Below are 15,318 nucleotides of genomic sequence, written 5' to 3'. Positions count from 1 at the left end.
CATTACCCGAGTCCCGGCACCCCCCGGTCGGGGTCCGAGGCGGTCAGGGGGTGGGGCGATCAGGGGTTGGGGCGGTCAGGGGGTGGGGCCGAGCTTCTGCCAGGCGTCGCTCCTGCCGGGCTCGTCCGTGGCCTTGTTCCACCACTTGGCCCGCCAGTAGGAGCCGTTCCACGACACCGTCGAGGCCCAGGCCCCCTCGGTGTCCCCCGCGATGATCTTCGTGCTGGAGGCGGTGGCGCTGTTGGCGGGTGCGGCGAGGTAGGCCGGCACCTTCCACCAGTCGTCGTTCCCGCCGACGAAGCCGCCCAGGGCGTAGGCGGCGCCGTGCACGGGGCCGCCGGGGGCCGCCGAGTCCAGCAGCGGCTTGCCCGCGGTGGCCTGGTCCGTGCTGAGCCGTACCAGGCGCCACCACTGGTCGACCTTGCCGTCACAGTCCCGCACGGTGAGGGTGCCCCTGGCCGTGGTGGCGCCGAGGCACTGGTCGTGGCCGCTGGTACCGGACTTGATGTGGTACCACCCCTGGGAGTCCTCGCTCACCGTCCACAGCTGGTTGGCGTTGCCGGCCTGCTTCATCGACAGGTGGGCGTCGGCCCAACTCCCGGGGTGGTCGAGGACGTTGCCGCTGTTGCGGTCCTCGATGATCCACTTGTCGCCGGTCTGCCAGAACGCGAACGACGGGTTCGGGTTGTAGGCGTGCGCCTGCCACGGCGCGGCCTGGCACTGGGAGCCGGACGCCGGGGCGGGCGGGTCGACCGTCGTCACGGCGCGGCGCCGGTCACCCGTCGAACCGAACTCCGTCCCGCCGATCCTGAACGTCACGTTCGCCGGCCCGGTGACGGGCAGGTAGTACTTGACGTCGATGTCCTTCGACCTGCCGGCCGGAACGTCCTCGCAGTAACCGAGCTTGATCGTCACCCGGTGGAAGTCGCCCTTCAAGCCCCCCGCGTTCGGACCGCTGTGGCCGGGGGTGATGCCGCCCATCACCTTCCAGGCGCCGTCCTTCACCACCGGCGTGGTGGAGGTGGGGAGGTCGAAGGAGATCTCCGTGCCCTGGGCGAGGGCGACCTTGGAGCTGTTGGTGATCCGCAGTTTCGGCTGGATCGGCCACATGTCCGCCACTGCCGTGGGGAAGTCCACCAGCTCGGCCTTGACGTCGATCACCTGGGCGGGGAGCGACTTGCCGCCGCCGGTGGCGTTGCCCGAGGCCCCCGCGCCCTTGAGGGCGTTGTCGAGCCGGGTGGTCAGGTCGTAGCCCATCCCCCACTCGCCGTTCGCGCGCTTGGTGTAGTCACCGGCGAGCTCCCAGATCATCGCCCCGCCGATGCCCTTGTCCGCGATGTACTTCGCCTTCGCGTCGACGGACTTCTCGTTCTCCGTCGACAGGAACACCTTCTTGGCGTCGTTCCACAGCCACGACGACTGGAGCGGGTCGGAGTACTTCTCCGCGTACGTACCGGTCGGCTTCCCGGCGTCGGTGCCGGGGTCGACGCCGTAGGCCTTCAGGTAGCCGGGGGTGCGGCCGTCCTGGAGGTTCCTGGTGTGCCACAGCGGGTTCGACCCGGCCCCGACCTCACGGCCGTCCTCCGTGTCGTGCCACACGTTGTCGATGCCGGTCGCGCCCAGTCCGCAGTCCTGGCCCTTGGCCGGCCCCCGGCCGCCCACGCCCCGCGGGCACTTGGACTGGTCGGGCATGGCGGAGGTGCCCCACAGGCCGTCCGTACCGCCCTGCACGTTCTGCCAGCCGCGTGAGTAGAAGGGGATGCCGAGGTTGATCCGCCCGGGCGGCAGGGCACCGCGGTAGTAGTGGTAGGCCCAGTCGACGTTGAAGTACCCGTTCTTCCCGTAGTCCTTGGTGTCGGCGCGCTGGTCGTCGTAGATCCCGGCGTCCGCCAGCTCGTTGTCGCGGCCGTCGTCGTACAGCGGGGCCTGCGGGCCGACGTACTTGTTCCACGAGCCGTGCAGGTCGTAGCTCATGACGTTGACGAAGTCCTGGTACTGGAGCGCCTGGCCGGCGTCCAGCCCGCGCACGAGGTAGCCGGAGGCGGACCCGGCCGAGGTCAGCAGGTAGTAGCGGCCCTTGTCCGCACCGGCCCGGTCCAGCTTCGCCCGCAAGGTCTTCATCAGCGCGGTGTAGCCCTGTTGCAGCCCCTTGCGCCGCGGATCGGACACGTCCCAGTCCAGCGGGTTGCCCGTACTGGGCAGGGCGCCGGGGTACTCGTAGTCGATGTCGACACCGTTGAACCCGTAGCGGTCCAGGAACTCCGTCACGGAGTCGGCGAACGTGTCGATCCCCGCCTGGTTGACCGAGCCGTCCGCGTTGGTCGCCATCGCGTAGAAGCCGCGCGTGTCCGCCCAGCCGCCGACCGAGATCAGCGTCTTCACCGCCGGGTGCTTCTTCTTGTACGTGTTCAGCAGGTTGAAGTGCCCCTTGTACGGCAGGGCGGGGTCCATCGCGTTCCGGTCCCCGTCCCAGGTCATGCCCGTGGCCGGGTTCTCCGGGTCGTTCACGTCGCCGACGCTGATGCGGTTCCCGTCCACCTTGGCGAAGGCGTAGTTGACGTGCGTCACCTTCGACCAGGGGATGTTCGACACCAGGTAGGCCGGATCGCCCTTCGCCCCGGAGCGCCACCCGGTGAAGTAGCCCACCGCGCGCCGGGAACGGCCGTTGCCGACCCACTCCCGGCCGCTGCCGTCGTAGACGTCGCAGTAGCGGGCCGACACACCGTCCGTGGGCGTCATCCCCTCCGGCCGGCAGTCACCGGCGGACGCGGGTTTCGTCCCCCGGTCGTCCGCGGAGTCGTCGAAGGGGGAACCCGCGGAGCCCCGCCCCCCGGGATCACCGGTGCTGGTGCCGCCCTCCAGGTGCCACCGCTGCTCGAAGGCCCCGGTGCACCTCCAGAAGGCCAGGGCCTTGTCCTCGCCCTGGTCGGTCAGGCAGCCGCCGTCCGAGGTGACGAGCTGGTACGTCTGCCCGCCCAGCGCGTCGAGCCGCCAGCGCTGGTTCGCACCACCGCCGTCCCGCTGCAGCGCGGTGTAGTAGCTGGTGCCGTCCACGCTCTGCGACCGGTTGCCGTTGGCCTCCAGGACCTGGCCGGGGTCGAGGGCCGTGCGGATCGCGAACCGGCCGTCGTCCTGGCGGTCCAGGTTCCACTTCTGCGCCTGGTTCCCCTTCCCGCCCAGGGCCTTGACCTTGGTGCCGCTGGCGGGGTTCGCCTGGTCGACGTCGGCGACCCGGCCGGTGCTGTCGTTGACCAGCGAGACGCCGGCCGCCGAGGGCGGGGGCGTGCTCGTCGGGCCGCCCTTGTCGTCCGTCCGCGGGATCTTCGTCATGCCGGTGGTGTCGCCCGCGGCGAAGATCGTGCCCGCCAGGACGCCCCAGCGCAGCGCATCGGCGGTGAAGACGAGGTCGCTGTCCGGGCCGCCGGCCGCGACGAATCCCCTGGTCCACTGGTTCCCGCGGAAGAAGGCGGCGAAGGCCCGGTCGAAGGTCTGCACCCCCGGCCAGCGGACGGCCGCGTTGAACCCGTCGGTCCAGCCGGCCTTGGCCAGGGCCCTGAAGTTGTCGCCGATGGGCTTGGGCCCGTTGAGCACGCGGTCGGTGGAGCTGCCGATGTTGACTTCCAGCGACACGTAGGTGTCGCCCTTGAAGAGGAAGACCTGGTTCTCCATCACCGACAGGGCCGAGTCGACCCCCTGGGTGAAGGGCCTGGTGCCGTCACTGCCGGCCAGGCTGTGCCACCCGTCCGCGATCGTCGTCGGCGCCTTGGTGACCTTGGCGTTCCCGTCGGAGTCCAACCGCATCCGCATGTACTGGTCCCCGCGGAACAGCATCACCTCGTCCGGGTCCTCCGGCAGCGTGAAGGCCGCGTCGAAGCCGTTCGCGAAGGGCGTGCCCGCCAGGACCGGCCACAGGTGGGAGACGGTGTCCTCCGTGCCTCCGGCCAGGACGGCGTTCTGCGAAGCGTCCTTGATGCGGGCGACGAACGGCCCCTGGAGGAGGTACATGTCGCGGCCGGTGCTGAAACTCGCGTTCACCAGCGGGCGGCCGCACCCGGGCGCGCCGTCGCTCGACCGCGGGATCCGGCAGATCGGACCCCCCGTCCGGACCTGGAGGACGGCCAGCCCGACGGCGGCCGCTCGGGCGGCGAACCAGGAGTTGCCCGGGTCCTGGTTGGCCTCCCACAGGTCGCTGCTCCGCGCGTTCCAGGTCTGGATCTGGGGTTCGAACTGCGCAATGCGGGCCGGGATCCCGCTGCGCAGCGCCGCCCCGATGGCGTCCCTGATGTTGCGGAACCGGGTGCCCTCGGCCAGGGCTTCGACGAGGACCATCAGAGCGCTGCGCAACCACGGTGTCTGCTGAGCGACGTTCGCCGCATTCCGCCGATGGAAGGTGACGCCCTCCAGGATTCCGACGGCGCGCGTCAGCGCATCGGCGTCGATGTTCACCCAACGGTTCTCGAAGGTGAAGGGGTTGTCCCGGTTGGCGCTCTCGTTCCTGAGGTCGCCGTAGTCCACACCGATGTCGTTGAGGTAGACGTACCTGCCGTCCCCCAGAGTTAGCTGCTGCTGGTTGAACCACGTGTTGCGGGCGACCCTGGACGAGCCGATGCCGTCGTCGCGCATGCGGTAGACCGTCCGCACTCCGTCCCGGATGGTGTAGAAGCCGCAGATGTAGAGGTCGTTCGGCGCGATGATCAGCCCGGTCTCCATGTTCGCCGGCTGATCCCGGTTCGGGTGGACCAGATCGAAGAGGTTGACCGTCACGGGGGTGGCATTGTCGAGCGTGATGTTGTAGTCGCCGCGGTACGGGCGGGTGAAGTTGCGCTGGAGGTCCCCGATGAAGTTCAGGTAGCGCTGGGACGGGTCGTCCTGGGCCGCGTGCGCCGGCCCGTTCGCCCCGATCGGCAGGAGGAGGATCGCCAGCAGGACCAGCAGGACCCGGCGCAGCCCCTCGGCCCGGCGTCGGGGCGGCGATCCCCCCGCCGCCGGGCCGGGGACGGTCGTTCGCAACCGCAACATGTCTCTCCAGAGGATCGGTGACATTACTGCGGCGGAACCTACGAAGCACCGGTAGACAGGCGATGGACGGCCCGGGCGGAGGCGGGGGCGGGCGCGGGTCGGCGGAGACCGGGGCGGGCCGGGGCGGGCCGTGACCCGGTTGTCCGGCCCCGGGTTCAGCCGAGGGTGACCGGCGGGTCGGTGGCCAGGCGGGCGTGGAGGTGCTCGTCGTTGTAGGGGCCGTCGCCGTAGCGGTAGGAGCCGCGCAGGGTGCCCTCGTACGGGAAGCCGGCCCGGGCGGCGACCCGGCAGGAGGAGTCGTTGCCGACGGCGTGGTAGAGCTCGATGCGGCGCACCCCGGCGGTGCGCACGCCCCAGTCGGTGATGGCGGTGGTGGCGAGGGTGGCCAAGCCGCGGCCGCGGGCGGCGGCGAGCAGCCAGTAGCCGACCATGGCGACGCCCTCGCCCTGGTCCGTCCAGAGCAGCACGACGTTGCCGCACAGCCGGCCGTCGGCGCGGTCGGTGACGGCGAAGCAGGCGGTGCTGCCGTCGGCCCAGCGCTGGTCGGCGCGGTCGAGGTAGGCCTCGGCGCCGGCCGGGTGGGTGGCGTCGTGCAGGGGGTTCCAGCGGGCGATCTCCGCGTCGGCGGCGGCCGCCGTCACGGCGGCGACGGTGCCGCCGGGCAGGTCGAGGGCGCGGCCCCAGGGGCGCAGCTGGAAGGCGCCCAGGTCGAGGACCTCGGGCTGGAAGGGGCGCCGGTCGGTCGCCAGGTCACTGGTGGTCACCCCGCCTTCCTACCTCCCGTCGCGCCGCGCCCGCCAGTGATTAATCCGGCGGCGACCGGTCCGGCCGGAGTCCGGTCAGATCCGGGCGAGGTAGCCGTTCTCCACGAGCCAGAGCACGTTCAGCTTCGCCGGGCCGCTGGGGACGAGGGCGGCGTCGAGCTGGTACTGGAGGCCCCAGCCGGGCTGGTTGAACCAGGGGGCGATCGGGCCGGCGTGCACCTTGAACGGCTTGACGACCTTGTAGTCGTGGTAGTTGCAGCCGGCCGCCGGGACGCTGTCGAGGCTCTGCGGGGGGATCGCGCGGTTGGCGTAGGGCAGGCCCTCGGGGGCGAGGAAGGAGCCGTACTCGCTGCCGTAGCGGTCGATGTTCTGGTTCGGGTACAGGGTGAGGTCGAACTCGACCGGGCTGCCGTCGGGGAGGGTGACGTAGCCGTCGGACGGCGGGTAGATCCAGCCGCCCTTGCCGCCGTTGGCGGTCGGGTCGTAGTACTTGGTCAGGAAGTCCTGCTCGCCGGCGCCGCCGGTGCGCTGGTAGCCGGCGAGTTGGCGGCCGACCGGGCCGGTGGTCGGGAGGTCCTCGGGGCCGAGGCGGGAGTCGCCGTCGAAGAACGCCGCGGAGCACTGGTCGGACGGGGTGGCCGCCCTGGTGTCGGCGGCGGCGGCGGGAATGCTCACGGCGGTCAGGGCGGCGGCCGCGGCGAGGGGCGCGACGAGCAGGCGAAGGCGCACGGTGTCTCCGTCGAACGAGGATCGGTGGGAGAGCAGCCGCGGAGGGCATTGCGCTCACCCTCCGTGGCCGGTTCGCCACCAGGCAAGCGGATTCACTGATCATTCGTCAACACGACTTGGCCGAAGACCGACCGGATTCCCCGGTTTCGGCCACGCCCGGGACGCCGGGCCGCGCACTCGGACAAAGGGGCGGCCCGGCCGCCGGCCTCACCGCCCCGGGGCGACCCGCCCGAGCAGGTGGAGCAGCCGGTCCAGGGCGTCCTTGGAGTCGGGCTCGGTCAGGTTGACCATCAGCCGGAAGGCCACCTTCAACAGCGCCGGGTGGCCCAGCCCGGCGGCTCCGGCCGCACCGAGCAGCCGGGGCCGCCCGAGCAGGTCGGCGGCCAGCCGGCCCAGCGCGAAGTAGCCCGCGTAGGCGGAGCGGAGCTTCTGCGGGTAGGCGCGCAGGGCGAGTTCACGGCCGCGGTCGGTGCGGCGGGCGTGCGCCTGGACGACGGTCTCGGCGGCGTAGCGGCCGGACTCCATCGCGTAGGCGATGCCCTCCCCGGTGCCGGGGCTGACCGTGCCGCCGGCGTCGCCGATCAGCAACAGGCCGTCGGCGTAGTGGGGTCGGCGGTTGAGGCCCATCGGCAGGGCGGAGCCGCGGATCGGCTCGGTGACGGCCTCGGGGTGGTAGCCGTAGTCGGGCGGCAGGTCGGCGCACCAGCGCCGCAGCAGCTCGCGCCAGTCCAGGTCGGTCTTCGCGGTGTCGAGGACGCCGAGGCCGACGTTGGCGGTGCCGTCGCCCATGCCGAACACCCAGGCGTAGCCGGGCAGCAGCCGGTGGGCCGGGTCGTCGGGGTGGCGCAGGTCGAGCCAGGCCTCCAGGTAACGGTCCTGGTGGCGCGGGGTGGTGAAGTAGGTGCGGTAGGCCACGCCCATCGCGCGGTCGGTGCGCCGGTAGCGCTTCATCGCGACGGACAGCCGGGTGGAGTTGCCGTCGGCGGCGACCACGAGCGGGGCGCGGTACTCGACGGGCCTGCGCTCCTCGCCCACCTTGGCGCTGACGCCGGTGATCCGGCCGGACCGCTGGTCCGTCAACGGCCCTGCCACGTTGGCCCGTTCGATCAGCCGGGCACCGGCCGCGGCGGCCCGGCGGGCGAGCAGCTCGTCGAAGTCGGCCCGGCGGCGCACGAGTCCGTGGCCGGGGAAGGCGGAGAGCTCGGGCCAGTCGAACTCCAGCGAGCGGTGCCCGGAGATCAGCCGCAGGCCCTTGTTGTGCAGCCAGCCGGCCTCCTCGGAGACGTCGACGCCCATGTCGACCAGCTGTTTGACGGCGCGCGGGGTGAGGCCGTCGCCGCAGACCTTCTCGCGCGGGAAGGCGGACTTCTCCAGCAGCAGGACGTCCAGGCCGGTGCGGGCGAGGTGGTAGGCGGCGGTGGAGCCGGCCGGTCCGGCGCCGACCACGATGACGTCGGCACTGTCCTCGGTCGGAGCGGGCTGCTGCCGCTCCGCTCGCAGCTGCTGCTCTGGGCCGGGCATCGAGCACTCCCCCTGGGGTCGGATCGGCTGCTGGCTCGACCGGTGGCTGACGCGATCGGCCGCACGCGCAACGGAATCGGCGGGCTGGGCGGTTCCAGACGGACGATAGAGAACCAGGCCCACCGCCCGCCGCCATGACACGCGGACCCGGCCCGCGAACCGGCCATTACCGGCCACCCGCCACCCGTCCCGTCGTCGCCCCGCGGGCCGTCCTCGCGGCCCGGCGAGCCGGGTCCCGATCGGCACATCAGCACGTCAGAGGCCTGCGCTGCACATGAATTCACCACAACCGGGTGATCGGATCGTTGTGGGGAACTAGTCGGATAAATCGCCCTCAGCGCTGCATTTCTGCCAAATCCCCCTTGCGTCACCTTTCGTCCTGCGGGAACTTTTGTGCCCCTCACGTCGTACCCAGCCGGCCCCCGCCCGGCGGGCGACCGAAGGCCCCCACCCACCGCGCGGACTCGTCCGGCCCGCCGTACCCGATGGAACACCCATGCACCTCCGCTCCACCGCCGCCCGCTCCCTGGTGGCCGTCCCCACCGCCGCCGCCCTGCTCCTGCTCGCCCCCGCCGCGCACGCCGCCGCCGGCGGCAACGGGAAGGGCGCCCCCGGCAACAACGGCACCGTGAAGATCCACAACGCCGGCACCGGTCAGGAGGACGTGCGCAACGAGCCCAAGGTCTGCACCTTCTACCTGGACTCCTTCGGCTTCGACGCGAACCAGGACGTGCTCTGGGCGATCTTCGACATGAACGGCGACATGACCGAGCCGGTCGTGTACGGCGACCTCCCGGTCGACTCCGAGGGCCACATCCGCACCGAGGACATCAAGCTCCCGGACGGCCACTACAAGCTGTTCTGGGCGGCCGTGCCGCTGGTCGACGGCGAGCTGCCGGAGAACCCGGACGTCAGCAACCCCAAGCAGAAGGTCTTCAAGGTCGACTGCGGCGGGCAGACCCCGGCCCCGACCGGCAAGCCGACCGCCGTGCCGAGCACCAGCCCCTCGCACACCCCGGCGCCCTCGCACTCGGCCACGCCGTCGCACACCCCGGAGCCCAGCCACACCCCCGCGCCCTCGCACTCGGCCACGCCGTCCACCACCCCGCTGCCGCCGGTGCCGACCACCCCCGCGCCGACCACCCCGGCCACGACGCCGGCCACCACTCCGGCCACCGAGCCCGCGAAGACCCCCGCGCCGACCACCCCGGCCGCCGAGGTCCCGAGCGGCACCCCGAGCACCGTGCCGAGCGCCGGCCCGTCCACCCCGCCGACCGCCACCGTCCCGGTGCACCCCGGGGACGGCACCAAGGTCAGCCCGAGCCGGCCGCTGGTCGTGCCGGCCAAGGTCAGCGTCCCGACCCCGATCCCGGGCGCGGCCGCCGACGGCAAGAAGCTGGCCACCACCGGTAGCGACGGCACCCTGCTGTACGCGGGCGCCGGCACCGCCCTGCTGGTCGCCGGTGCGGGCGCGGTGGTCTACACCCGCCGTCGCCGCACCTCCGCCTGAGGCACCCCGGTACGCCGGTCCCCGGGGGTCTGAGCCCTCCGGGGGCCGCGGTGCCGCGTCTGAGCCGCGGCACCGAAGCGCCCGGCCCGTCGACGTCCGTCGGCGGGCCGGGGTTCGTCCCTGATCAGGGGCGGAGACGACGGAAGCCCCTGACCGCACGGGGGGACGTGCCAGGGGCTTCCGTTCATCTCCACGGCCCCAGGGGCCTCAGTGGTTCACTCCCGTCACGGATTCACCGCCAGCACCACGAACTCCGCCAGCACCCCCAGGTGCAGCGCGCCCTGGAGCAGGGTCGCCCGGCGCGGGATGACGGTCAGGGTGCCGAGCACGACCGTCAGGGTCAGCAGCACCAGGTGCGAGGGTTCGAGGCCGAGGACGAGCGGGCCGGAGAGCCAGACCGAGGCGATCGCGACCGCCGGGATGGTCAGGCCGATGCTGGCGAGCGCCGAGCCGAGGGCCAGGTTGAGGCTGGTCTGCACCCGGTTGCGCACGGCCGAGCGGAGCGCCGCGATGGTCTCCGGCAGCAGCACCATCAGGGCGATCACCACGCCGACCACGGCGTGCGGCAGTCCGGCGCTCTCCACCGCGGACTCGATGGTCGGCGAGACGCCCTTGGCCAGGCCGACCACCGAGACCAGTGCGACGGCGAGCAGCAGCATGCTCGTCCCGGCGGCGCGGACGGTGGGCGGGGTCGCGTGGTCCTCCTCGTCCTCCTCCCGGCGGACCTTGCCCTCCGGGGTGACGGGCAGGAAGTAGTCCCGGTGCCGCAGGGTCTGGGTGGTCACGAACAGCCCGTACACCACCAGCGAGGCGATGGCCGCGTAGGTCAGCTGGGTGGTGGAGAACTGCGGGCCCGGGGTGCTGGTGGTGAAGGTCGGCAGCACCATGCTGAGCGTGGCCAGGGTGGCGATGCAGGCGAGCGCGGTGCCGGTGCCCTCGGCGTTGAAGACGGCGGTGCGGTACTTGACCGCGGCCACGATGATGGACAGGCCCATGATCCCGTTGCAGGTGATCATCACGGCGGCGAACACGGTGTCCCGGGCGAGGGTCGAGGACTTGTCCCCGCCGTCGGCCATCAGCGTCACGATCAGCGCGACCTCGATCACCGTGACGGCGACCGCGAGCACCAGCGATCCGAACGGCTCCCCGGTCCAGTGCGCGATCACCTCGGCGTGGTGCACGGCGGCCAGCACCGCCCCCACCAGGAACACGGCGACGACGCCGACCACCCAGCCGGGCAGGTCCTCGTGCCAGGTGAGGGCGAGGACGACGAACGCCGCCACCGGGACGACGACGGTCCATTGCGCGGAGGCCGCGCGGAGCTTCGTGATCATGCGCCCGAGGATCCCAGACCGGGGGCCGGTCGCCCGGGTGCCCGCGCCGGGATACGGGTGGATGTGGCACAACTCATCCCGATACGTCCGCTCACCCGCCGTAGTCGGCGAGGTACCGGAGCACCTTGTCGACGTGCGGCCGGACCCGCTCCGGGACGCCCCCGGCGGCCGTCACGGTCTTGTCGCTGGTCCGGTACGCGGCGGCGACCAGCGCGGGCAGGTCGCGGGTGAAGCCCTGCCGCTTGAGCTGCTGGTCGAGCCAGCAGACGTAGTTGCCCATCGCGGCGATCGCGTCGCCCGGGTCCAGGTAGGACTTCGGCCCGGGGTGGCTGGCGGCCTTGGCCCAGGCCTCGAAGACCGCGGGCGTCCACATCGCGATGCCGTACTCGCCGGTCTCCGGGCGGGCCGCGTTCGGGTCGAAGCCGCTCTCCGCCTTGAGCATGGCGGCCAGCAGGACGGGGGTGACCTCCGGTTCCGGGCAGCGCCGGGCGGCGTCCTCGACCATGCCCCGGTAGGCGGGCGGGACGTCGGATCCGGCCGGGATCTGCCCGGGCAGCGGTGCGGCGCGGTGACCGCCCGGCCCGGCCCGGCCGACCGGCTCGGGGCCCCCGGTGAGCGCGAGCAGGACGGCCGTGCAGGCCAGCATCCCGAGGCCGGCCCGCAGCACCCGGCGGCGGGCGGCCGGGCGGGCGCCGGCCCGGGCCACCAGGGCGGCCAGGTCGGTGCGGGCGCGCTCCTCCCGGTCCGGGGCCAGGCAGGCCGCCACCACGGGCCGCCAGCGGGCGGGCAGTGCCTGGTCCGGCCGCAGCGGGGCCGCGCCGCGCGCGTACGCCTGAGCGGCGAGCGAGCGGGCCCGGGCGGTGGCACCGAGGAAGGGGTGCAGCCCTCCGGTGAGCAGCTGGTGGGCGATCACCCCGAAGGCCCAGACGTCGGCGCTGGGGCGCACCGCGACCCCGCGCGCGCCGGTGCGCTGGGACCACCACTCGGGCGGGACGTGGTCGGGGGAGCCGAGCGGCGGGGCGTAGGCGTGGGTGCCCTCCAGCTCGGCGGTCAGGCCGAAGTCGGCGATCTTGGCGGTGCCGTCGGGCATCAGCAGGATGTTGGCCGGTTTGAGGTCCCCGTGCACCCAGCCGGCCCGGTGCATGTGGGTCAGTCCGGCGCACACCTCGGCGAGGATCCGCTCGGCACCGGGGACGGCCCGGCCGGGGCGCGCGGTGGCGAGCAGGTCCTGGAGGCTGCGGGCAGCGCGTTCCATCACCAGCGCGACGGCGCCGTCCAGTTCGGGGCGGCCGGGGTCGTCCACGGTGACCACGGCGAGGGTGCGGATCAGGTGGGGGTGGTCGGCGCGGCGGCTGAACCGCAGTTCCCCGGCGGCCATCTGGGCCGCCGTACGGCGCTGGCCGGGGCTGGAGCGGGCCGGTCCGAGCAGCTTGACGGCGGCCGGGGTGCCGTCCGGGCCCTCGGCGGCGTAGACGCTGCCCCAGGCGCCCGCGCCGAGGAAGGCGCCGGTGCGGTAGCCGGCCAGGAGGTAGCCCGGGGGCACCTCGAAGGGCGGCCGTGAACCGGGTGGCGGCCCCGGCGGGTCGGCCGGGGTCACGGCCGGGTGGCCGGGCGCCGGGGCGGCAGCAGCGCGAGGTGCTCCTCCCGGACGAGGTCGAAGCGCAGGGCCAGGGCGACCAGTTCCTCGCGTTTGCCCCCGGCCGGGCCCTCCTCGTACGGCTCGCGCAGCCGCAGTTTGGCGCCGACGAGGTAGTCGATGTGGTAGTTCACCGCCGAGCGGGTCAGCCCGTGGCAGGCGGGCAGGGCGCGCAGCCGGGCCAGCACCTCGGTCGCCCCGGGGACGGCGGCGGCGGAGGGCGAGCGCAGCCGGGGTTCGCAGAGCGCGAGCAGCACCAGGAAGTACTTGGCGGTCGGGTCCAGGGCGAAGGGGCTGACGGTGCGTTCGCCGTCCGCGCCGGCGGAGTGGCCGTCCAGGTAGGAGTGCTGCGGGGCGAAGACCTTGAAGGCGGCGGGCTCGCCGAGGGCGGGCAGCAGGACCCGGGAGAGTTCGAAGGGGACGGGTGCGCCGAGCCGGCCGGGGGCGACCTTGACGTGCTCCCCCGCCCCTTCGAGGTTCTCCACCACGTAGGTGGCGGTGGTGGAGAAGTTGGACAGCAGCCAGTAGTCCTCGGCGGCGACCACTTCGCCGGCCCGGCGGGAGACGCCCTGGTCGGGCAGTGGGATGGGGACGGGCCGGGCGGGCTCGCCGCGGCCGAACACCGCGGTCTCGCCGGGGCCCATCCGCAGCAGTGCGGGCGCCGTGCCGGGCGCCGACTCCGGCCTCTGGTTGGGTAGTTGCACGATGACCGTGGCCACGCCGCCACCTCCGTGGGATCGGTTCGATGGTATCCGTCCGATTCGCCCCGGAGGCAAGGCGCTTACCCGGACGGGTGAAGGAGTCCGGACGAAGGGCGGGGCGGGCCGGGGCCCGGACGATCGCTTTCGACAAAAGGGTGGTTCAAGGCCTGGTCAAACGGGCGGACCCGGAGTACGTGGAACCGGGCCCCGGGCCGCTCCGACCCTCCCCGGCCGCACGGACGGGACTCCTCCCGGCCTCCCGCCACTCCTCGCGGGACCCCGGCCGCGGGCGCGATCGGCCACGAACCCTTGCAGGTCGGGAACTTGGCGAACGCCCTGGGCGCTGCGGACCTACTGATCATCCGTCAGGCCGCGACTTGTCCGTGCGCTGAACATCCGGCGAACGATTGCAGCCAGTAGTTGAACCGTCACCATGGGTGTGACGCAACGCACACTTGCCGATCTCATGATGTGTGCAAGACTCATCTCAAGAAGTGAGATTCCCTTTATTTCCAAGGAGGTTCGTATCATGCGCACTCGGATTGCAGCCGTGATGATGACGGTGGCAGGGATCGCCGGGCTGTCGGCCGCCCCCGCCGTGGCCGCCACGGCGACGTCCGAGGCCGGCACCGCGGCCTGCGCCACGGTGCTCAACCGCCCCTGCATCACGCACCAGGCCGACGGTGAAGGCATCGTCGGCATCGCCCAGGTCAGCGCGGACCCCACCCAGTTGACGATGGTTCAGGTAGAGGTGCGCACCCAGCAGGCCTGGGGCAGCCCGTGGGAGACGGTCGCCAGTGCGACGACCGTCCGACTCGGCTCCGCCCAGGCCGTCACCCCCAAGGTCACCGCCACCGCCCCCCGCATCATCTGCGCCACCGCCGGCCCGGCGCTGGACGCCGCCAAGCAGGTGACCACCTGTACCAACCCGTTCTGATCCGGCGCGCTCCGCTCCGGTGGGCCGGACCCCGATCGGCCGCCGGAGGGGCGCCGTCCGGAAGGACACCTCCGTAAGACAGGGCAGCCCGGACCTCCGGGCACCGGGAGCCGGGGCCTTCGGGCCCCGGCTCCTCGGGCGTCCCGGCCTCCCCGGCCTCCCCCGCCTTCTCGGGCGGCCCGGGCGGCCCGGGTGGCCCGGGCACCGGAAAGCCCCCACCAGGCAGAACATCCGGCCCGGAGACCGGCCCCGGGTGGACCTGGGGGCCCCGTTCACGGCAAACTGGTCTAGACCTCGGAGGTCTAGACCTCAGCCTCGCCTCAGAACGGTGGACCCAGTATGGAAATCGTGATCGTCCCTGACGCCCCAGCGGCCGGCGAACTCATCGCCGCGGCGATCACCGATCTGCTGACCGGCAAGCCCGAGGCCCTGCTCGGCGTCGCGACCGGCTCGACCCCGCTGCCGATCTACCAGGCCCTCGCCGAGCGGGTCCGCGACGGCCGCCTGGACGCCTCCCGGGCGCGCATCTGCCAGCTGGACGAGTACGTCGGCCTGCCGGCCGGCCACCCGGAGTCCTACCGCTCGGTGGTCTTGAAGGAGGTCGTGGAGCCGCTCGGCCTGACCGAGGAGTCCTTCCTGGGCCCGGACGGCAACGCCGCCGACATCGCCGCGGCCGCCACCGCCTACGACCGCGCGCTGGCCGAGGCCGGCGGTGTGGACCTGCAGATCCTCGGCATCGGCACGGACGGCCACATCGGCTTCAACGAGCCCTGCTCCTCGCTCTCCTCCCGGACCAGGATCAAGACCCTGACCCGGCAGACCCGGGTCGACAACGCCCGGTTCTTCGACAGCATCGACGAGGTCCCGCACCACGTCATCACCCAGGGCATCGGCACCATCCTGGAGGCCCGCCACCTGGTGCTGCTGGCCACCGGCGAGGCCAAGGCCGAGGCCGTCGCGCTGGCCGTCGAGGGCCCATTGGCCGCCGTCGTTCCCGCCTCGGCGCTGCAGCTGCACCCGCACGCCACCGTGGTGGTGGACGAGGCCGCCGCCTCCCGCCTCAAGCTCGCCGACTACTTCCGCGACACCTACGCGGCCAAGCCGGCCTGGCAGCAGCTCTGACCCCTGCGGTCGCCTGCGGCGCGGGGCCGGGACACCGATTCGGTG

Annotated in this window: 10 protein-coding genes; 3 read left to right on the top strand and 7 right to left on the bottom strand. The window is 72.8% G+C overall.

What is annotated here, in order from left to right; all coding sequences use genetic code 11:
* Positions 1 to 75: 75 nt before the first annotated feature.
* The 4 genes from ACFXPX_RS05145 to ACFXPX_RS05130 form a co-directional block, all read right to left on the bottom strand.
* Entirely contained in the window at positions 76 to 5,019 is a 4,944-nt protein-coding gene (locus ACFXPX_RS05145; RefSeq protein WP_380639588.1) for a glycosyl hydrolase family 18 protein, read from the bottom strand.
* Between the two features lie 155 nt (positions 5,020 to 5,174).
* Complete coding sequence (locus ACFXPX_RS05140; RefSeq protein ID WP_375886741.1) at positions 5,175 to 5,783, bottom strand: GNAT family N-acetyltransferase; 609 nt, start codon at positions 5,781 to 5,783, stop codon at positions 5,175 to 5,177.
* 75 nt (positions 5,784 to 5,858) lie between these two features.
* Positions 5,859 to 6,512, bottom strand: coding sequence for a TNT domain-containing protein (locus ACFXPX_RS05135; protein ID WP_375886738.1), 654 nt, complete (start codon positions 6,510 to 6,512; stop codon positions 5,859 to 5,861).
* Between the two features lie 207 nt (positions 6,513 to 6,719).
* A complete protein-coding gene (locus ACFXPX_RS05130; protein WP_380527919.1) occupies positions 6,720 to 8,033 on the bottom strand; it encodes a geranylgeranyl reductase family protein in 1,314 nt (437 codons plus the stop codon).
* Between the two features lie 496 nt (positions 8,034 to 8,529).
* Between ACFXPX_RS05130 and ACFXPX_RS05125 the strand changes: the two genes are divergently transcribed.
* Positions 8,530 to 9,543, top strand: coding sequence for an LPXTG cell wall anchor domain-containing protein (locus tag ACFXPX_RS05125; RefSeq protein WP_380639586.1), 1,014 nt, complete (start codon positions 8,530 to 8,532; stop codon positions 9,541 to 9,543).
* A gap of 224 nt (positions 9,544 to 9,767) precedes the next feature.
* Here ACFXPX_RS05125 and ACFXPX_RS05120 read toward each other — a convergent pair whose 3' ends face one another.
* From ACFXPX_RS05120 to ACFXPX_RS05110, 3 genes are all read right to left on the bottom strand, one after another.
* Positions 9,768 to 10,877 carry a calcium:proton antiporter gene (locus ACFXPX_RS05120; protein WP_375886733.1) on the bottom strand — a complete coding sequence of 370 codons (1,110 nt, stop codon included), beginning with the start codon at positions 10,875 to 10,877 and terminating at the stop codon, positions 9,768 to 9,770.
* A 91-nt stretch (positions 10,878 to 10,968) separates the two neighbouring features.
* Positions 10,969 to 12,420, bottom strand: coding sequence for a serine/threonine-protein kinase (locus tag ACFXPX_RS05115; protein WP_380639584.1), 1,452 nt, complete (start codon positions 12,418 to 12,420; stop codon positions 10,969 to 10,971).
* A gap of 50 nt (positions 12,421 to 12,470) precedes the next feature.
* Positions 12,471 to 13,232, bottom strand: coding sequence for a serine/threonine protein kinase (locus ACFXPX_RS05110; RefSeq protein WP_380527929.1), 762 nt, complete (start codon positions 13,230 to 13,232; stop codon positions 12,471 to 12,473).
* A 511-nt stretch (positions 13,233 to 13,743) separates the two neighbouring features.
* On the opposite strand from ACFXPX_RS05110, the gene ACFXPX_RS05105 reads away from it, so the two are divergent.
* Both ACFXPX_RS05105 and nagB read left to right on the top strand, forming a co-directional pair.
* Complete coding sequence (locus ACFXPX_RS05105; RefSeq protein ID WP_380527932.1) at positions 13,744 to 14,151, top strand: hypothetical protein; 408 nt, start codon at positions 13,744 to 13,746, stop codon at positions 14,149 to 14,151.
* Between the two features lie 339 nt (positions 14,152 to 14,490).
* Positions 14,491 to 15,273: a glucosamine-6-phosphate deaminase gene (gene nagB, locus ACFXPX_RS05100; protein WP_380527935.1), complete on the top strand. Its 783-nt coding sequence runs from the start codon at positions 14,491 to 14,493 to the stop codon at positions 15,271 to 15,273.
* Positions 15,274 to 15,318 lie beyond the last annotated feature (45 nt).

It is taken from the genome of Kitasatospora sp. NPDC059146 (genome assembly GCF_042786665.1).
Lineage (GTDB): Bacteria > Actinomycetota > Actinomycetes > Streptomycetales > Streptomycetaceae > Kitasatospora.
This window is presented reverse-complemented; position numbering and strand designations above follow the sequence as displayed.

Excerpts from the sequence above, each read along its gene's own strand:
- ACFXPX_RS05130 (WP_380527919.1), bottom strand. The coding sequence starts at position 8,033 with ATGCCCGGCCCAGAGCAGCAGCTGCGAGCGGAGCGGCAGCAGCCCGCT.
- ACFXPX_RS05145 (WP_380639588.1), bottom strand. The coding sequence starts at position 5,019 with ATGTTGCGGTTGCGAACGACCGTCCCCGGCCCGGCGGCGGGGGGATCG.
- ACFXPX_RS05125 (WP_380639586.1), top strand. The coding sequence starts at position 8,530 with ATGCACCTCCGCTCCACCGCCGCCCGCTCCCTGGTGGCCGTCCCCACC.
- ACFXPX_RS05120 (WP_375886733.1), bottom strand. The coding sequence starts at position 10,877 with ATGATCACGAAGCTCCGCGCGGCCTCCGCGCAATGGACCGTCGTCGTC.
- nagB (WP_380527935.1), top strand. The coding sequence starts at position 14,491 with ATGGAAATCGTGATCGTCCCTGACGCCCCAGCGGCCGGCGAACTCATC.
- ACFXPX_RS05105 (WP_380527932.1), top strand. The coding sequence starts at position 13,744 with ATGCGCACTCGGATTGCAGCCGTGATGATGACGGTGGCAGGGATCGCC.